This is a genomic window from Clostridium sp. AN503 (assembly GCF_040719375.1).
In the GTDB taxonomy this organism is placed as follows: domain Bacteria; phylum Bacillota; class Clostridia; order Lachnospirales; family Lachnospiraceae; genus Brotaphodocola.
Window position 1 is genome coordinate 2,681,723 of record NZ_JBFDTP010000002.1, and the last position, 18,144, is coordinate 2,699,866.

The following is an 18,144-nucleotide window of genomic DNA, read 5'->3' on the forward strand; positions in this document are numbered from 1 at the left end:
GCCGTAAAATCCATACCCCTGAACCGTAAGTTTCCATATTTTACTGACATTTTGCACCTGGGTCTTTGAGAAGTCCAGACTGCGGGAAAATCAGCTCAGGTCAGTTTACTGAGGCGACCGCCTGCTTCATCTCCTGAACATAGGCTCCCAGCGCGTCACCCGCTCCCGCCCCATACTTCTCAATGATCTTCACGATCGCGCTTCCCACGATCGCCCCGTCGGACAGCTCCGCCATGTGAGCGGCCTGCTGCGGCGTATTGATCCCAAACCCGATGGCTGCCGGCGTATCGCTCACCTTCCGTATGGCTTCCACGATCTTTCCCAGATCTGTTGTGATCGCGCCGCGCATGCCGGTCACGCCCATGGACGATACCACATAGATAAATCCCGTGGCATCCTTCGCGATCGTCTGGATCCTCTGCTCAGAGGTGGGCGCGATCATGGAGATCACATCCACATCGTGAGAAGCCGCAATCCCCGAAAGCTCCGCCTTCTCCTCATAGGGCAGGTCCGGTATGATGATACCGTCCACCGAAAGCTCCTGGCATCTGGAAAAAAACGCCTCGTATCCATAGTGGAATACCGGATTTAAGTAAGTCAGAAATACTAATGGAACCTGGCTCTTTTCCCGCACCCGGCGCACGATCTCGAATACGCCGTCCGTCGTCATCCCTGCACTCAGCGCCCGGATATTGGCGTCCTGGATCACAACGCCCTCCGCCGTCGGGTCCGAGAACGGGATTCCAATCTCGATCAGATCCGCCCCGGCCTCCTCCATTTTCAAAATATACTCGATCGTCGCCTCCGCATGCGGATCGCCCGCCGTCAAAAAAGCAATGAACGCCTTGCCGTCTGCAAAGGCCTGTTTGATCCTGCTCATAATTTATCTCCTCTCCTGTCTCTTTTTGCACAACTGCGTCCCGGCTCCATCACTCGTGGATGTCCTTCCCGCGGTATCTTGCAATCGCCGCCACGTCCTTGTCACCTCTGCCGGACAGGCAGATGATGATATTCTCGTCCGCCTTCATGGACGGCGCCAGCTTTCTTGCATGGGCGACCGCATGGGCGCTCTCTATGGCGCAGATAATGCCCTCCGTCCGCGCCAGGTATTCAAAGGCATCCACAGCCTCGTCGTCTGTCACAGGCACATAGGATGCCCGCCCGATATCGTGAAGATGGGCGTGTTCCGGACCGATCCCCGGGTAATCCAGCCCTGCGGAAATCGAATAAACAGGTGCGATCTGTCCATTTTCATCCTGGCAGAAATAAGATTTCATGCCGTGAAATACCCCGATGGAGCCTTTTGCTATGGTTGCCGCATGTTTATCCGTGTCAACACCCCGGCCCGCCGCCTCACAGCCGATCAGCTTCACTCCCTCATCCTTTATAAAGTTGTAAAACATCCCCATGGCGTTGCTGCCTCCGCCCACGCAGGCGAGTACTGCCGATGGAAGACGTCCCTCTTTTTCAAGGATCTGTTCCCGTGCCTCCCGGCTGATCACACTCTGGAAATCCCGCACGATCATCGGGAACGGGTGCGGTCCCATAACGGAGCCAAGCACATAATGGGTATCGGAAACCCGGTTAGTCCATTCCCGCATGGTCTCGTTGACCGCGTCCTTTAAGGTCTGCGTGCCGCTGGTCACCGCGTGTACCTTCGCCCCTAAAAGCTCCATCCGGTATACATTGAGCGCCTGGCGGTCCGTATCCTCCTTCCCCATAAACACTTCACATTCCATGCCCAAAAGCGCAGCCGCGGTGGCCGTCGCAACGCCGTGCTGTCCCGCTCCGGTCTCAGCGATGACACGGGTCTTGCCCATCTTTTTTGCCATCAGCACCTGGCCCAGCACGTTGTTGATCTTGTGGGAACCGGTGTGATTTAAATCCTCCCGTTTCAGATAGATCTTCGCGCCGCCTAAATCCTTCGTCATCTTCTCCGCGTAATACAGAAGGGACGGTCTTCCAGCATATTCCTTTAAAAGCTGGTCCAATTCCGCATTGAACTCCGGGTCGTTTTTATAAAACTCGTAGGACTCCTCCAGACGGATCAGCTCATTCATCAGCGTCTCGGAAATATACTGCCCTCCATGGATTCCATATCTTCCTTTACTCATCTCGTACACTCCTTATCATGCTCTCTATTTTTCGTTCATCCTTTTTGCCGTCTGTCTCCACGCCGCTGCTCACATCGATCCCAAACGGATGAAACCTCCGGACGGCTTTTGCCGCGTTGGCAGGATTCATTCCACCTGCCAGAAACCAGGGCTTTGTAAGGCCTCCCAGATCTTCCAGCAGGCCGTGGTCAAACATGGTCCCGGTCCCGCCCGCCCCCGCATCCAGGAGCAGATAATCCGCCGCGCTCTGCTGCCATTCATCCAGGCGGTGTCCTGGCTCCATGCGGACCGCCCTGATGACCGGAACCGACGGGACACGGTCATGCAGGCGCTCGATAAGCTCCGGTGTTTCCTGTCCATGAAGCTGTATCATCCGGATGATCCCCTGCTCTGCCAGCCTTGCTACATCGTCCTCCGGCGCATTGACAAACACGCCCACCGGGCAGATCTCTTTCCGCAGCATCCGGCTTAGATCCGCCGCCTGTGCAGCCGTAACCTGCCGCCTGCTGGGCGCAAAGACAAATCCCACATAGTCCGGAAGAAAATGGTTCACCGCCGCGATATCCTCCTGCCGGGTCAGGCCGCAGATCTTGATCCTCGTCATAATGCCCTCTGACGCAGACTGTCGAGCGCGGCTTTTTTATCTGCGCTGCGCATCAGCGTCTCACCGATCAGCACCGCATCCGTGCCATTTTCATAGAGCTTCTTCGTGTCCTCAGATCCGCGGATCCCGCTCTCCGAGACAAATACCACATCGGACGGCACCAGGTCTCTCAGCCGCACGGAATTGTCCACATCCACCTGAAAGGTCCTTAAATCCCGGTTGTTGACGCCCAGGATGCGCGCGCCCGCCTTCAGTGCCCGGCCGACCTCAAGTTCATCGTGGGCCTCCACCAATGCCGACAGACCAAGGGACTCTGCCCGGGCCAGATATTCTTCCAGTTCCCGATCCTCCAAAATCGCGCAGATCAGAAGCACCGCCGAGGCCCCAAGCACCCTTGCCTGGTCTATCATATATCCGTCCACTGTAAAATCCTTCCGCAGTACCGGAATCCGTACCTGCGCCGCGATCTCCTCCAGATACCGGTCCTGCCCCAGGAAACGGGTCGGCTCCGTCAGCACCGATATGGCTGACGCTCCCGCCTGCTCGTACTCCCGTGCGATCTCCAGGTAAGGGAAATCCGCTGCGATGACCCCTTTGGAGGGAGACGCCTTCTTCACCTCACAGATGAAGGACAAGCCCGGCCTCCTTAAGGCTTTCTCAAAAGGATAACCGGTTTCCGCTGCGATGTCTTCCGCCATCCGGCGCATGGTCTCCGGAGAGATCTTCTTTTTTCTATCCGCACCCGATCTCTGGCTGCGTCTGCAAGTTCGTTTAAGATCATGGCCTATTCTCCTTATGCGCTTTCCCTGCCGTCTGCCGCCTGATTGGAATACTCTGCAAACTTTTCAAGCTGCTCCCTGGCCTCGCCGCTGTCCAGGATCCGTCTCGCCTGCTCAATGCCTTCCCGGATGCAGGTGGCTTTCCCTGCCAGATAGATGGCGGCTCCTGCGTTCATCAGCACCGCGTCCCGCTTCGGCCCCTTTTCCCCATTTAAGATCCTGAGAGTGATCTGGGCATTTTCCTCCGGAGTCCCGCCTGCCAGGTCCTCCTTATTGCAGCGGGTAAATCCAAACTGCTCCGGAGTGATCTCATAAGAAATAAAATCACCGTCCTTCACCTCGCACACTTTGGTCGGCGCACTCATGGATATCTCATCCAGGCCGTCGGTCCCATACACCACCATGGCCCGCTTTACCCCCAGGTTTGCAAGCACCCGGGCCAGCGGCTCCACAAGAGCTCCATCGTAGACGCCCATCAGCTCCATATTGGCCCCCGCCGGGTTTGCCAGCGGCCCAAGGATATTGAAGATGGTCCGGATGCCAAGCTCTTTTCGCACCGGAGCCACATATTTCATCGCAATATGATAGTTCTGGGCGAATAAAAAGCAGATGCCGATCTTCTCCAGAAGCTTTGTGCTTGCCTCCGGGGATACGGAAATGTTCACACCCAGAGCCTCCAACACATCTGCCGCTCCCGACCGGCTGGAAGCGGCGCGGTTCCCATGCTTCGCTACCGGAACTCCTGCCGCCGCGATCACCAGCGCGGACGTGGTGGAAATATTGAAGGAATTGGCTCCGTCGCCGCCGGTCCCCACGATCTCCAGCACATCCATATCATGGAGCAGCCTCACGCAGTGGGAACGCATCCCCGCCGCAGACGCGGTGATCTCATCCACCGTCTCACCCTTCATGCTGAGCGCCGTTAAGTAGGAACTCATCTGGACCGAGGTTGCCTTCCCCTCCATAATCTCATCCATCACCTGCTCCGCCTCTTTATATGATAGATCCTCTTTTCTGAATACCTTTAAAATCGCTTCCTTGATCATTTCTGCTCTCCTTTTTACTTTCTTTTATAGTCTGCCGCCCGGAAGAAATTTTCCAGGATCGTTTTGCCGTCCGGTGTCAGTATGGATTCCGGGTGGAACTGGACTCCATACACCGGGAAGCTTTCATGCTCCACTGCCATGATCTCCCCGTCAGCAGTTTTGGCAGTGACCTTCAGTTCCTTCGGCATCGTCTCCAGCACTGCGGCAAGGGAATGATATCTGCCCACTAAGATCGGATTCTCCATCCCCTGAAACAGCAGGCTCTCCGGGTCCGTCTCGATCTCTGAGACTTTTCCGTGCATCAGCTTCTTTGCATAGGATACCTCTGCGCCGTAGGCTTTACAGATGGACTGGTGTCCCAGGCACACCCCGAAGATGGGGATACTGCCACCCAGCTGCCGGACCGTCTCAATGCAGATTCCCGCATCCTCGGGCCTTCCGGGTCCCGGAGAGAGGATCACCGCCTCCGGCTTTAAGGCCTGAAGCTCCTCCACGGTGATCTTGTCATTGCGGATGACTCTCACATCCGGCCGGATGCTCCCCGCAAGCTGATATAAGTTGTAAGAAAAACTGTCATAATTATCAATCAGTACGATCATCGCTCCATCCCCTCCTGCGCGGTCTTCACGGCAAGCACCACCGCCTTTGCCTTGTTTAAGCACTCCTGATGTTCTGTCTCTGCCACGCTGTCCGCCACGATACCTGCTCCGGAGCGGGCGTACACTTTCCCGTTCTTCGCATAGGCGATCCGGATCGCGATGCACACGTCCAGGTTCCCGGAAAAGTCCAGATATCCGACTGCTCCTCCGTAGATCCCCCTGCGGCCGCCCTCCAGTTCCTGGATGATCTCGCAGGCCCGGATCTTGGGCGCTCCCGACAGGGTTCCCGCCGGAAGGACCGCATCGATGGCATCCAGCCCGTCACACTCGGGACGGATGGTCCCGCTCACGGTAGAACCGATATGCATCACATGGGAATACCGCTCCACTGCCATGTATTTTTCCACCTGCACACTGCCGATCCGGCTGATCTTCCCGATGTCATTTCTTCCTAAGTCCACCAGCATATTGTGCTCGGCCCGCTCCTTCTCGTCCGCCAGAAGCTCCCGCTCCAGGCATTCATCCTCCTCATCCGTCGCCCCCCTCGGCCTGGTGCCTGCAAGAGGGTAGGTAAAGAGTCTGCCGTCCTCCAGCTTCACCAGGGTTTCCGGAGACGCTCCGGCCAGCTCGATATCGTCACTGGAAAAATAAAACATATAAGGGGAGGGATTGGTGGTCCGCAGGACCCGGTAGGCGTCTAAAAGGCTCCCCTCCATATCCGCTTCCAGCCCATTGGAAAGCACCACCTGGAAAATATCTCCCTCCTGGATATAATGCTTTCCTTTCTCCACCATCCTGCAGTATTCTTCCTCCGAAAACATGGGCCGGAAATCACTTAACAGCTTCAGCGGCTTCTCCGGCGCCGGGGTCCCGTGCCGGATCAAATGGACCAGTTTATCCAGTTCCAGTTCCGCCCTGTGATACTCTTCCTCTGGGGCGTCGGTTTTCATATTGACGATCAGGATGATCTTCTGCCGGAAGTTATCAAAGGCGATCACCTTGTCAAACAGCATTAAATCCACATCCTGAAAGGAGTCCTCATCCGCATCGCCCAGCTTTATGGACGGCTCCGCGTACTTTAGGTAATCATAAGAGAAATATCCGACCAGGCCTCCGGTGAAGGCAGGCAGCCCGTCAAGCCTGGGGCTTTTATTTTCTGCCAGGATCTTTCGTATGGCATCCCCGGGATGATCTGCCTTCTGTTCCACGACCGTCCCGCCTTTTATACGCAGGTTTCCGTCCGTGCAGGTCAGCTCCAGCACCGGGTCAAACCCCAGGAAGGTGTACCGGCCCCATCGTTTGGATTCCTCCACACTCTCCAGCAGGTAACAGTGCCTGCTCACCTGTTTGAGTATCCGGAGGACTTCCATGGGGGTCCGGATATCGGAGTAAATCTCCCGGCTCAGCGGGATGCGTCCATAACCGCCCTCCGCTGCAAGTATCTTCGCCTGCTCTAATGTCATCATGCTGCTGATCCTCCTTTTTGAGTGGATAGGGTGCTCTGCCTGTAGACAGGATGGGGTAAAAAACCAACAAAAAAGTCCCGTCCAAGACAGACCTCTAATCATAGTAAGTCTGTCAAGGACGGGACGATATGTCAATCCATCACATACCGTGTCACCCGCGGTGCCACCTTGATTCACGCGCCGGAAGCATCAAAAAACAAACTCCGGCTTCCGTGCTCTTTACGGAATACCATCATATTCCCGGCAACTGACGTATGCCCACACGTCACAGAATACTCAGCCGGAACATCCGGCCTTTGACTGCGCCCTCCGCGGTCCATTTAACAAGCTGCGTTCTGACGGTTCTCAGCCTCCCGTCTCTCTGTAAGTGCACGATTTGTTTTTATCTCCGCTTCATCGGTTTAAATTGCTGTTACATTATCAAATTTGTTTTATTGTAACCACTTATTTCCGATTTGTCAATCCCTTTTTTCAAAGTGAACCAGAATTCCACGCCATCCTCCCGGTTCGCCACGCCACAACTCTGGTGATGGGCGTCCATAATGGCCTTGACGATCGAGAGTCCGATGCCGCTGCCCCCATATGCGCGGGTCCGGGCTTTGTCCACCTTAAAGAACTTGGTCCACAGATTCGGCAGATCCTCCTCCGGGATCGGGCTTCCGGAGTTGAACACACAGACCCTGACCTGATCCTCCGCCTGCTCCGTGCGGATGCGGATGATCCGTTCTCCATCTAAATGATTCATGGCGTTGGTCAGGTAATTGGTCAATACCTCCTCAATCTTGAACTCATCTCCCACCACATAAAGGGGACGTTCTGTCTCTACCTCCACCCGCGCCTGGTTCTGCTCCGTCAGGATGCGCGCAGATTCTAAAAGATCATCGATCAGCTCCGCCAGATCAAAGGTCTCCATCATTGGCGTGTCATTTCCAAATTCCAGGGCCGTCAGGGTCAGAAGCTGCTTCACCATCTTGTTCATTTTCCCCGCTTCATCCATAATGACCTCGCAGTAGTAGCTGCGGCTCTCCGCGTCCTCGCACATGCCTTCATTAAGCCCCTCCGCATATCCCTGGATCAGCGCAATGGGAGTTTTCAGTTCGTGGGACACATTGGCGATAAACTCTTTCCGCATCTCATCGATCTGGATCTTCTCCTCGATGTCGTGCTGCAGCTGCCTGTTGGCCTTCTGAAGCTGCCCAATCGTCTGTTTTAACTTGTCCGACAGGGTATTCATACTGTGTCCAAGGACGCCGATCTCATCCTCCGCGTCTCCTTCATAGCTGGCTTCAAAATCCAGGTTGGACATCCGTTCGGAAAGGGCTGCCAGGCGCATCAGCGGGTTCGTCACCCGCCTGGTGACAAAATACATGAGAACGCTTCCAAGCGCCAGCGCCACCAGTCCCACATAGGTCATGAACCGGTTGGACAGCACCACGCTCTCCCGGATGCTGGCAAGGGGCATGGACATGATAAACAGCGTGCTGTTGTCCGAGAAAAATCCCCAGCTCTCCATGTAACTGGAATTGCTGCGGAAATCCATATTGGTCTCCACCACATAATTGTCGTGTTCCTTTAAGGTTTTTGCGTGATTCCCGCCCTTGCCCAGCACATAGCGCTGCACCTTCTGCGCAAGAAAATCACTCTCCCGGCCGGAGCTTAAAAGAGCCTTTCCTGTATTGCTGTCAATGAGGACCGTGGTGATATTGTTCTGGTCCCCATAGGCGCGGATGGTCCCCAAAAGGGTCCCGTCGCCCCCGGCAGAATATGGTTCTTCCTTTTCGGTATCTTTAGTTTTTCCTGTGTTCTCATCGGCAGGCCGTTCCTGCTGCCTCGCCTCTCCCGTGTCCTTTGGAAGACGCCCCCACAGCTCCCATTCCTCCGCCACCTCTCTGGTGATCGTATCTCCGATACTCTCTCCGGATTCCACTTTTTCCATGACCACCGCGTTAATATCGGCATAGGCCTGTTCCATGACCTTCAGCTTCTGATTCACATAGAATCCTTCCAGCCACCAGTTGTTGATCGCCCAGATGGTCAGGAGCATCGCAGCCATCAGACCCACAAAGATCAGCATGATCCGGTGGCGGATAGAGTGGCGCAGGAACTTACGGGCCTTGACCCGTTCTCTTAAGTTTCCGTATTTCATTCATCCACCTCGAATTTATAGCCCATGCCCCAGATGGTCTTGATGTAATTGCCCTTTTCTCCCATCTTGCTTCTCAGCTTTTTCACATGGGTGTCTATGGTCCTGGCATCCCCGAAATAATCATAATTCCACACATGATTCAATATCTTCTCCCTGGAAAGGGCGATCCCCTGGTTCTCCATAAAATACGTGAGAAGCTCAAATTCCTTGTAGCTCAACTCGACCGGTTCCCCGTCTATGGTCACCTGGTGGGCCGCTTTATCCACACAGATCCCGCCAACCTCCGAAACATCTGACGCTGCCACATTGCTCCTGCGCAGGATGGCCTCCACCCTCGCCACCAGGATCTTGGGGCTGAAGGGTTTGGAGATATATTCATCCACACCCAGCTTGAAGCCCTGCAGCTCATCACGTTCTTCACTCCGCGCCGTCAGCATGATGATCGGCACCTGGGAGTACTGGCGGATGGTCTTACACACCTCCCAGCCGTCCATCCTGGGCATCATCACATCCAGGATGATCAGGGCGATATCCTTCTGCTGAAAGAAAATATCGACGGCCTGTTCCCCGTCCTCCGCCTCGATCACCTGGAATCCCTTTACGGTCAAAAAGTCCTTTACCAGCTTCCGCATCCTCGCCTCATCGTCCACCATAAGCACTTTTAAATTGTCCATACTCTGCTTTTTGCTCCTCTCTGCAATCTGTTTTCCGGTTTTGTTTCTGATTAACCATATTGTAACAAATAATTGCGGGGTCCGCTACGTTTTCACAGAGTTTTCACAGTTTGGGGGCGGGGAATTCATAATCTGCCGATTCTTTCTTTCAATTTCTTTCCAGATATAGTATAATTCACTTGATATTTTAGATTTAATGGGACTTAAACCTATTTTAAAGCAAAAATATAACTGATAGCAAGGAAAATCCAATGAAAAAACATCCACTTACTATAAGGTATCTATCTCCATTATTTTTTATTTCAACAATTACAATATTGGTAATTTGCGCAATATTGTATGGTATGAGCAACTGCTATTTCAATTACAAGCAACAAACGACTGGGGAAATTCAAAATGGAGGTGTATATGAGGAGTCCGTTAGAGTAATACAAATTTTTTGTGCAATGATACTATCTAATATATGCAGTACAAGTGCCTATCTCATTTATACGGTAGGTGATAACCTTTTTGGCGAATATAATTTTTGGCATCAGTGCAGTGGATATATCCTGCTTATAGTGATAGGGTTATCTGTTATTGCAAATAATCTGCTAGACAGCAAGTTTAACCAAAACTATCTGGACCAAAACAACACATCAGACATACGCCTCCTCAGCAGTATAACTGTAATGGGTATGTTTGCTCTCCTCATGAAAAAATCACCAATCGCGGGAGCTGATAAGCTCTTTACCGGGTATACAGCCTTAGTCCTGGGACGATTTCTATATTTTGATTTTACCAAACAACAGTTTATTGACAGCATAAAAGCCATCTTTAAATATAGTTATTTGGCTATCCTTTTATTAATCTATTTTGGGATATTAATTCATTATATGTTTGAGCTTTATATAATGGATAATATTCGGCCCACTTTTATTTGTACGATTGCCGGTGGTGCTATGCTATTTGGAGTCCATATGTTACATAGGTTTATTTATTAGATGGCCATTGTTAATTATACATTTTTGAACACAGAAAATATTTAGATGATGATTTGTTGTATGTATGATTACTCAAAAAAATATAAGCAACTAAAATAAAAAGTGCGCTGAAAAAGTATGATTGAATATTCTGTAAGAAATCTTAAGACAAAACCCATGGTTTGATCCCACCGCGTCGTGATATAATATTTTAAAATTATCTGTCATTCCGGTCGGCAGCGCATACTTCCATTAAGCTTACCGGACAGAAGGGAACCGTCATGAAAAAAATATGGATGATTTTACTGTCTATCGTAATCTTTAGCATATTGATATCTGCCTGTAATGTAAGCAAAACAACCCAGGGAACCGTGTCTTCTACCGAATATCCGTCGGTAGTAATCCCGGTTTCCGAACCTGTCAGCGAGACAACAAAGGCAGCTGTCTCGCAAAATGAAGAAATCTGGTCCATCCCGGAGGATTATGCAGGAACCTGGCGCCTGGACGCAGCAAAAACAGAGCAGAACCTGCAAAACCACGCCTCTCTCATGGAGATGTTCGGCTCCGGACTGGGCGCCTATGGCGCATCCATAGAGATCAGCGAGGATGGCGCCTTCTCATATTTTATCGGAATTGGGACCGGCGGCTCCGGACAGTGTGAAAAAGACGGTGAAGGCATCCATGTATCCATCACTCCGTTTCAGGATACGGGAGATTATGAAAAAGATCTGTATTTAAAAACGGTTACAGATCATGAAACTATTTATCTTGTCATGAGATACGGCCAGGAGGAGCTTTACTGGATCCCGGATACAGATGGGCTGAATTTTGGCCAGGTCTCCCCGGAGGATGGGACAATCCATGAAAAAGTCAGGGACCTCTCTGACGGCTTCTATCACTGGGCCAGCGTCCTCACCGCAGGCGATCCGGTACTTGATGACCACGGTCACGAAACTACGGATTACAACACACAGAAACGGAGCTTTGTTTGTCTGGACAACGGACGCAGGCTGGAGGTGCGCCGCTGGGACAATCTAAACGGCTCCGCAGGAGATTATCTGATCTACGAATACGACGGCATTACCCATATTTCAAAAAGCCATGACTTATACCATCCGGTTTTGAGCCTGAAAGACAGTTCTTTTGGGACAATGGATGCCGTACCTGACGGTTATATGATCGCGGGCAGCCGCCTGAATGAAAATAAGCGGGAGTATACCGTCTCCTTTTATGATAAAGACTTTCAGCCCGTCCGGGTGATCGAAGGATACCGCACCATGGAAAACGGACATTTCTACGAAGATGGGCTGATGGCAGTGAGGGATATGGAAACCGGACTCATGGGCTTTATGGATCAAAAAGGTGATCTTGCGATCCCCTGTCAGTACGGTTATGTCAGTGATTTCTCCAACGGTTATGCATCTGTATTGACAAACGCCAGCCTGGTCCCTTTTACAGAGGATTCCGGGACAGTTCCCATGTTCGATGCCGTGGGCGGGCAGTGGGGGATCATCGATATCCATGGCTCCTTTGCAGTAGCGGCCTCGGAGCAGTTCGCCAACCAGGAACCGGAAAATCCATATGAAGACTGGTTCTGCGGCACAAGACGGTTTTCTCCGGTGAGAAATGACAAGACAGTTGATTTTCTGGCCTCTGATGAGAACGACCGGATCCTGGAAACCATACAGATCCCATAACTATAACCCGCTCCGCCAGACATACAGCAAACGGGCGCTGATTGAGGCGCCCGTTTTCCTGTTCACTCATATTCCGTCAAGATTTCTAAATGCTCCGGCAGTTCAAATATCTTCTTTTTCAAAAATACCGGATAGAAATACTCTGATTCTAAGCGGCCAAGCTCCAGCCATTCAAATTCGTGGGTATGTTTCCCCTCGTACAGAACGAATTTCTCTCCCCTGGACAAAAGATCCGTCCCGGATATATCCACCAAAAAATAAAGGCAGATCTCATGATACTTCCTGTGATTCACATCCTCCACGAAAAATCCCTGGTTCAGCCACAGGGGGCGCAGGATCTCAGCTTCAATCTCTAACTCCTCCCTGACCTCACGAAGCACGGCGTTTTCTGCTGTCTCGTGCAGCTCCACGCGTCCGCCGGGAAGATAATAGTATGGGGAGCGCTCGTCATGCATCGCCAGGATCTTCCCCTCATGCACGATCACGGCACAAACCCGGTAATTAAAAATGCCTTCTTCTGTTTTAAACGAAATATCCATAAGCCTCCTTCGTCTCTCAAACTCCAAAGATTTCCTTCAGGACCACCAGCACCCCTTCTATGGCACCACGCCACAATGCAGCCCTGTCTGCAAAAAGGCAGCTTCCGCCATGCTGCCATGACGGACGCCACCTTGATTCGTCTAAATATAAAACTTTTATTCTTTCTAAGCCTCGTCCTGGGCGCTCACCTCAATGCCCAGCTCCAGAAGCTGCTTTTCGTCCACCGGAGTCGGAGCCTCTGTCATCAGACAGGATGCATCCTTCACCTTCGGGAATGCGATCACTTCGCGGATGCTGTCACAGCCGCCCATGAGCATTGCCACACGGTCCAGGCCATAGGCCAGGCCTGCGTGCGGCGGAACACCGTACTTGAACGCCTCAAGAAGGAAACCGAACTGCTCCTGCGCCTTCTCCGGCGTAAAGCCCAGCACCTCAAACATCTTGGACTGGATGTCACTCTGGTGGATCCTCACAGAACCGCCGCCCAGCTCGGTGCCGTTAAGCACGATATCATACGCCTTCGCGCGGACTGCGCCCGGATCACTGTCGATCAGATGCCAGTCCTCGTCCATCGGCATGGTGAATGGATGGTGCTTCGCCACGAAGCGCCCCTGCTCCTCCGAATACTCAAGTAACGGGAACTCCGTTACCCAGAGGAATTTGAATTCATCCTTCTTAAGCAGGTCCTGCTGTCTGGCAAGCTCCAGACGCAGATTGCCCAGCACATCCCATACCACTTCATTCTTGTCTGCCGCAAATAAAAGCAGGTCGCCCGGCTTGCCGTCCATAGCAGCCATCAGGGCAGCCATCTGCTCCTCGGTCATGAATTTGGCAAAGGAAGACTTGTAGGTGCCATCCTCCTGGATCGCAACATAAGCCAGCCCTTTGGCTCCGAAACCTTTGGCAAACTCCACCAGCGCGTCGATCTTCTTGCGTGGCATGCCGCCCTGGCCCTCGGCGTTGATTCCCCGGACGCTTCCGCCGTTCTCCAGCGCGCCCTTGAATACAACGAACTCACAGTCCTTTACCACATCGGATACATTTTTCAGTTCCATCCCAAAACGCAGGTCCGGCTTGTCGGAGCCAAAACGGTCCATGGCCTCCTGCCAGGTCATCCTCGGGATCGGCTGCGGGATCTCAACATTCAACAGTTCCTTAAACAGCTTGTACAGAAGACGCTCGTTTACGTCCAGCACATCCTCCACATCCACAAAGGAAAGCTCCATGTCGATCTGGGTGAATTCCGGCTGACGGTCTGCACGCAGATCCTCATCCCGGTAACATCTTGCCAGCTGGAAATAGCGGTCATAACCAGAACACATAAGGAGCTGCTTAAACAGCTGCGGTGACTGGGGCAGTGCATAGAAGGAACCCGGATGCACACGGCTCGGCACCAGATAGTCTCTTGCACCCTCCGGCGTACTTTTGATCAGGGTAGGCGTCTCGATCTCCAAAAAACCTTCCTCCGCCAGAAACTGTCTGGTCAGGATCGCGATATTACTTCTCAGCATTAAGTTCCTCTGGATATCCGGTCTTCTAAGATCCAGGAAACGGTATTTCAGACGCAGCTCTTCCTTGGTCTTGGAATTCTCCTCGATCGGGAACGGCGGGGTCTCAGACTCAGACAGGACGCGCAGGGAGTTCGCACGCACCTCGATCGCGCCCGTAGCCAGGTTTTCATTGACCGCGCCGGAGCGGGCCTCCACTCTGCCGGTCACCGCAATAACGAATTCACTTCTCAGCTTCTCCGCCTTTGCAAAGCTCTCCGCGCCGCAGTCGCTCTGCTCAAAGATCAGCTGCAGGATCCCGGAACGGTCCCTTAAATCCACGAAAATGATTCCGCCCTTGTTCCTGCTTTTCTGTACCCAGCCCATAACCGTCACTTCCTGACCGATATTGGCTGTACCAAGTTCCGTACACCGATGGGACCGTTTCAGTCCCAGCATTGACTCTGCCATGATTTTATCTCCTTATGCTTGTATGCGGCCTGGGCCGCAGTTTTCCATTCCTTAAACTACTTCAGCGCTTCTTTGTAAAACTCCACGAATTCCTCGTAGCCTTCTTTGTTCAGCTGTTCCTTCTGGAACTTCTTGTTCTTGTTCATCTGGGACACCAGCACCTGGGTTCCAGCTTTCCGCTCGGACATGGCCTGTTTCATGATCTCGGCAAAGCGCGCCGCGCCCATGCCCTTCTCCACCAGATAGGCTTTCTTTAAAGCCGCATTCTGCACGCTGGCGCCCTGGTCCATCAGGATCGTGACGATCCGCTCAAATCCGATGGAAAATCCGCAGGCCGGAGTATCCACTCCTGTGAACTTGCCGATCATCTTGTCGTAGCGCCCGCCGCCTGCCACGGAACCGCCGAAGCCTTCCATGGAGACCTCAAAGATCGTGCCGGTGTAATAGGACATCCCCCGCACGAGAGTGGGATCGAACTGCAGGGTAAACTCCGTCTCGGAAACCTCTGTCACCGTATCCATAATGTGTGCCAGGTTGTCCGTCACATCCTTCGGCAGCACGTCTGCCAGGGTATCCCCCAGGCTGCGCACGCCCGCCGCATCCGGCGTCACGCTGCCAAGCAGGCCGGCATACTTCTTCACGCTGTCTTCTGCAAATCCCAGTTCTAAAAGCTCCCGCTCCACGCCGTCCGCGCCGATCTTGTCCATCTTGTCCAACGTGATGAACACCTGATCCAGCTGATCCTCCGGGAATCCACAGTAAAGCGCCATCCCCTTTAAGATCTCGCGGTCGTTGATGCGAACTACGAAGCTGTTATCGGGACAGATCTTCCCAAGGGCCGTGGTGGTAGCCAGGATCAGTTCGATCTCCGCTAAAGAGGTCGCATCTCCCAGAATATCGATATCACACTGGGTGAACTGGCGGAAACGCCCCTTCTGCGGACGGTCCGCACGCCATACGCTGCCCATCTGCAGTGCTTTAAAAGGCGCCGGAAGCTGCGCCGCATTATTAGAATAATATCGTGAAAGAGGCAGGGTCAGGTCATAGCGCAGTCCGCTGTCAGTCAGATCCTGCTCTGTCTCCGCCGTCTCCAGGTTCAGCTTCTCGCCGCGTTTTAAGATCTTGAAGATCAGCTTTTCATTGTCCCCGCCCTGCTTGCTGGTCAGATTCTCAATGTGCTCCACACAGGGAGTCTCGATCTGGGTAAAACCAAAGCTCTGGTAGGTCTCCTTGATCTGGTTTGTCACAAAGCCCCGGATCTGCATCTCCGCAGGCAGGATATCTCTCATGCCGGTCACCGGCTTCTTTTTCAGTGCCATGTCCCACTCTCCATTTTCTGTTCTTGCTTTTAATTGCTTTTGCTTTACGATTATACTATTGTCACAAATAAAATGCAAGCGGCTTCTGCATCTACAAAAGCCGCTCTTTCCTCTCGATCATCTCATCGACCCGTGCGATATACTGCTCCACATCCTTCACATTCTCCGCCCGCTCGATCCGGTTCTCCTCCGGGAACAGCCGTTTGGTTGTGGTTCCCGCGCCACATCCGATGATGGTCTGCTGCTCCTCCATGATCAGGACATTGTAGATACAGGCCTTGCCAGGCGCCGCGTAGCCCACATTCTCAAAATTGCCCGCCATATTCTTCTGGCGGTAGAGATAGTACGGCTCCAGACCCATCTCCCGGGCGTACCGGGCCGTTAAGTCGATCATCTCCTGGGTATTGGTGATCTTTAGATCCTTATAGACTTCCTTCATGGTATTGAGCCTGGCGGCCCGCTTGATCGCCAGGGAATGGACCGTCACGCTGTCCGGCGCCAGCTCCTTCACGGCCTCCATCGTCGCATGCACATCCGAGATATCCTCCTCCGGCAGCCCTATGATCAGATCCATATTGATATTGTCAAAACCGGCCTCTCTTGCCAGATGGAACTTCTCCCTCACATCCTCCACCGTATGGCGGCGTCCGATGAGCTTTAAGGTCTCCTCCTTCATGGTCTGGGGATTGATGGAAATACGGGTGACGCCGTGTTTTTTCAGCACCTCAAGCTTTTCCCTGGTGATGCTGTCCGGCCTTCCCGCCTCCACGGTAAATTCCTGTACAGCTGAAAAATCAAAGGCCGCTTTCAATTTGGTGATAAGCCGGTCCAGATCCTCCGCAGAAAGAGAGGTCGGCGTCCCGCCTCCAAAATACACCGTGTCCAGTGTACAGCCCCTTTTCTTCTCCGCCACATAATCCATCTCCCGGTACAGCGCATCCAGATAGAGCTGTGTGCGGCCCTGCCACCTCCCAATAGGATAGGAGGTGAAGGAGCAGTACAGACAGGTGGTCGGGCAGAATGGAATCCCCACATAAAGGCTGTAACCGTTCTTATAGTCTATAGCCGACAGAAGTTTCCGCTCCCGCATGGCGATCTCGATACTTAAGTTGATCTTTTCATCGCTGGTGAAGTAGGTCTTCTTCATATAATCAAAGATCTCCTGCTCACTTTTCCCTTCCTCCAGCTTTGTCATGGCGATCTTCGTTGGACGGATGCCAGTCAGGGTACCCCATGGCAGATGTTTCCCGGTCAGTGATTTGAGGATCACATACAGCCTGCGCTTTAACTTGTTCTTCGTAGCAAACCGGTCCTCGTAATCCACCGGGATCGGCTCGTCAAATATCTCCAGCTCTTTCCGTTCCTCCGGAGTCGCCTTCCATGGATGGAATTCCTGCGGTCCCCGTGAGATCGCCTGGATCGTAAAAAACCTGCGGTCCTCGCTCAGCACGCCCCTCACGCAGAAATCCAGATCCTCTCCCACTTCATGGGTAAATGTCTCCCCTGGAAAAAACGCCATTAAAAGCTCGCGGATATCCTGCTCGTAGGCATTGTCATTTAATATAATTCCTGTCATATTCTGCGTCCTGACTACCGGTTTAAATACGGCACAACCGGATTGTATTGTTTTTCATGTCCGATAGTGGTCTGTTCCCCGTGCCCCGGATATACCATGGTATCCTCAGGCAGCACGAACAACCGCCTGGTGATAGAGCGGATGATATCAGAAACATTGCCCGTAGGGAGATCTGTCCGTCCTAAAGACTCTGCAAACAGAGTGTCTCCGGAAAACAGCACCTCCTCGGATTCTACATAATAGCAGACAGAACCAACTGTATGGCCCGGCGTTGCAATGACCTGCCAGTCACAGTCCAGCAGATGCATCACTTCATTGTCCCGCAGCAGGTAGTCCGCGATCAGCCCCATCTGTTCCGTGCCCAGGGTTCCGGAGAGGTTCAGCGAGGAATCCTTCAGGATCCGCTCCTCGTCCATATGGGCGTACACCGGACAGCGGAATGCCCGGCGGATGTCATCCACCGCCAGGATATGGTCAAAATGACCATGGGTCAGAAGAATAGCCTCCGGCACGACCTGAAGCTCCCTAAGCTTGTTGAGCAGATATGCCCCATTGTCCGCCGGGTCCACGAGCACTGCTTTCTTGGTATTTTCCCGGTAAATGATATAGCAGTTGGTGCTGACGTCCCCCAGCACACAGGTGTAAATCCTTAAATCACTCATCT

16 protein-coding genes are annotated in these 18,144 nt (G+C 52.8%); 2 read left to right on the forward strand and 14 right to left on the reverse strand.

Translation table 11 applies throughout. From position 1 onward, the window contains the following. Positions 1–100 precede the first annotated feature (100 nt). From trpA to AB1I67_RS19830, 9 genes are all read right to left on the reverse strand, one after another. Positions 101–880 (reverse strand): tryptophan synthase subunit alpha, encoded by a 780-nt coding sequence (gene trpA / locus AB1I67_RS19790; RefSeq protein ID WP_367031879.1) that lies wholly within the window; start codon positions 878–880, stop codon positions 101–103. 49 nt (positions 881–929) lie between these two features. Beyond that, a complete protein-coding gene (trpB, locus tag AB1I67_RS19795; protein WP_367031880.1) occupies positions 930–2,114 on the reverse strand; it encodes a tryptophan synthase subunit beta in 1,185 nt (394 codons plus the stop codon). Further along, positions 2,107–2,718 carry a phosphoribosylanthranilate isomerase gene (locus tag AB1I67_RS19800; protein ID WP_367031881.1) on the reverse strand — a complete coding sequence of 204 codons (612 nt, stop codon included), beginning with the start codon at positions 2,716–2,718 and terminating at the stop codon, positions 2,107–2,109. The genes trpB and AB1I67_RS19800 overlap by 8 nt, the downstream gene beginning before the upstream one ends. Continuing rightward, on the reverse strand, positions 2,715–3,416 hold the full coding sequence (gene trpC, locus AB1I67_RS19805) for an indole-3-glycerol phosphate synthase TrpC (RefSeq protein ID WP_367031882.1): 702 nt from the start codon (positions 3,414–3,416) through the stop codon (positions 2,715–2,717). Before trpC ends, AB1I67_RS19800 begins: the two co-directional genes overlap by 4 nt. A gap of 95 nt (positions 3,417–3,511) precedes the next feature. After that, positions 3,512–4,543, reverse strand: a complete 1,032-nt coding sequence (gene trpD, locus AB1I67_RS19810) for an anthranilate phosphoribosyltransferase (RefSeq protein ID WP_367031884.1) — start codon at positions 4,541–4,543, stop codon at positions 3,512–3,514. A gap of 14 nt (positions 4,544–4,557) precedes the next feature. Further along, positions 4,558–5,142, reverse strand: coding sequence for an aminodeoxychorismate/anthranilate synthase component II (locus AB1I67_RS19815; protein WP_367031885.1), 585 nt, complete (start codon positions 5,140–5,142; stop codon positions 4,558–4,560). Then, complete coding sequence (trpE, locus tag AB1I67_RS19820) at positions 5,139–6,608, reverse strand: anthranilate synthase component I (RefSeq protein ID WP_367031886.1); 1,470 nt, start codon at positions 6,606–6,608, stop codon at positions 5,139–5,141. The genes AB1I67_RS19815 and trpE overlap by 4 nt, the downstream gene beginning before the upstream one ends. Positions 6,609–7,020: 412 nt before the next feature. Beyond that, positions 7,021–8,754, reverse strand: coding sequence for an ATP-binding protein (locus AB1I67_RS19825; RefSeq protein WP_367031888.1), 1,734 nt, complete (start codon positions 8,752–8,754; stop codon positions 7,021–7,023). Continuing rightward, the gene (locus AB1I67_RS19830) at positions 8,751–9,428 is read right to left on the reverse strand and encodes a response regulator transcription factor (RefSeq protein WP_367031889.1); all 678 of its coding nucleotides are present in this window, start codon (positions 9,426–9,428) and stop codon (positions 8,751–8,753) included. Before AB1I67_RS19830 ends, AB1I67_RS19825 begins: the two co-directional genes overlap by 4 nt. Before the next feature lie 251 nt (positions 9,429–9,679). On the opposite strand from AB1I67_RS19830, the gene AB1I67_RS19835 reads away from it, so the two are divergent. Beyond that, entirely contained in the window at positions 9,680–10,411 is a 732-nt protein-coding gene (locus tag AB1I67_RS19835; RefSeq protein WP_367031891.1) for a hypothetical protein, read from the forward strand. A gap of 260 nt (positions 10,412–10,671) precedes the next feature. Next, complete coding sequence (locus AB1I67_RS19840) at positions 10,672–12,087, forward strand: WG repeat-containing protein (RefSeq protein WP_367031893.1); 1,416 nt, start codon at positions 10,672–10,674, stop codon at positions 12,085–12,087. A 62-nt stretch (positions 12,088–12,149) separates the two neighbouring features. Here AB1I67_RS19840 and AB1I67_RS19845 read toward each other — a convergent pair whose 3' ends face one another. The 5 genes from AB1I67_RS19845 to AB1I67_RS19865 form a co-directional block, all read right to left on the reverse strand. Continuing rightward, positions 12,150–12,626: an NUDIX domain-containing protein gene (locus AB1I67_RS19845; protein WP_367031895.1), complete on the reverse strand. Its 477-nt coding sequence runs from the start codon at positions 12,624–12,626 to the stop codon at positions 12,150–12,152. A gap of 165 nt (positions 12,627–12,791) precedes the next feature. After that, positions 12,792–14,585: an aspartate--tRNA ligase gene (gene aspS / locus AB1I67_RS19850; RefSeq protein WP_367031897.1), complete on the reverse strand. Its 1,794-nt coding sequence runs from the start codon at positions 14,583–14,585 to the stop codon at positions 12,792–12,794. A 56-nt stretch (positions 14,586–14,641) separates the two neighbouring features. Next, positions 14,642–15,904 carry a histidine--tRNA ligase gene (hisS, locus tag AB1I67_RS19855; protein WP_367031898.1) on the reverse strand — a complete coding sequence of 421 codons (1,263 nt, stop codon included), beginning with the start codon at positions 15,902–15,904 and terminating at the stop codon, positions 14,642–14,644. A 91-nt stretch (positions 15,905–15,995) separates the two neighbouring features. Further along, a complete protein-coding gene (hemZ, locus tag AB1I67_RS19860) occupies positions 15,996–17,480 on the reverse strand; it encodes a coproporphyrinogen dehydrogenase HemZ (protein WP_367031900.1) in 1,485 nt (494 codons plus the stop codon). Between the two features lie 14 nt (positions 17,481–17,494). Next, entirely contained in the window at positions 17,495–18,142 is a 648-nt protein-coding gene (locus AB1I67_RS19865; RefSeq protein ID WP_367031902.1) for an MBL fold metallo-hydrolase, read from the reverse strand. Positions 18,143–18,144: the final 2 nt, after the last annotated feature.

Coding starts and splice junctions, on each gene's coding strand:
- trpD (WP_367031884.1), bottom strand. CDS start 4,543: ATGATCAAGGAAGCGATTTTAAAGGTATTCAGAAAAGAGGATCTATCA.
- trpC (WP_367031882.1), bottom strand. CDS start 3,416: ATGGCGGAAGACATCGCAGCGGAAACCGGTTATCCTTTTGAGAAAGCC.
- aspS (WP_367031897.1), bottom strand. CDS start 14,585: ATGGCAGAGTCAATGCTGGGACTGAAACGGTCCCATCGGTGTACGGAA.
- AB1I67_RS19830 (WP_367031889.1), bottom strand. CDS start 9,428: ATGGACAATTTAAAAGTGCTTATGGTGGACGATGAGGCGAGGATGCGG.
- hisS (WP_367031898.1), bottom strand. CDS start 15,904: ATGGCACTGAAAAAGAAGCCGGTGACCGGCATGAGAGATATCCTGCCT.
- AB1I67_RS19845 (WP_367031895.1), bottom strand. CDS start 12,626: ATGGATATTTCGTTTAAAACAGAAGAAGGCATTTTTAATTACCGGGTT.
- AB1I67_RS19800 (WP_367031881.1), bottom strand. CDS start 2,718: ATGACGAGGATCAAGATCTGCGGCCTGACCCGGCAGGAGGATATCGCG.
- AB1I67_RS19825 (WP_367031888.1), bottom strand. CDS start 8,754: ATGAAATACGGAAACTTAAGAGAACGGGTCAAGGCCCGTAAGTTCCTG.
- AB1I67_RS19815 (WP_367031885.1), bottom strand. CDS start 5,142: ATGATCGTACTGATTGATAATTATGACAGTTTTTCTTACAACTTATAT.
- AB1I67_RS19865 (WP_367031902.1), bottom strand. CDS start 18,142: ATGAGTGATTTAAGGATTTACACCTGTGTGCTGGGGGACGTCAGCACC.
- AB1I67_RS19840 (WP_367031893.1), top strand. CDS start 10,672: ATGAAAAAAATATGGATGATTTTACTGTCTATCGTAATCTTTAGCATA.
- trpA (WP_367031879.1), bottom strand. CDS start 880: ATGAGCAGGATCAAACAGGCCTTTGCAGACGGCAAGGCGTTCATTGCT.
- trpE (WP_367031886.1), bottom strand. CDS start 6,608: ATGATGACATTAGAGCAGGCGAAGATACTTGCAGCGGAGGGCGGTTAT.
- AB1I67_RS19835 (WP_367031891.1), top strand. CDS start 9,680: ATGAAAAAACATCCACTTACTATAAGGTATCTATCTCCATTATTTTTT.
- hemZ (WP_367031900.1), bottom strand. CDS start 17,480: ATGACAGGAATTATATTAAATGACAATGCCTACGAGCAGGATATCCGC.
- trpB (WP_367031880.1), bottom strand. CDS start 2,114: ATGAGTAAAGGAAGATATGGAATCCATGGAGGGCAGTATATTTCCGAG.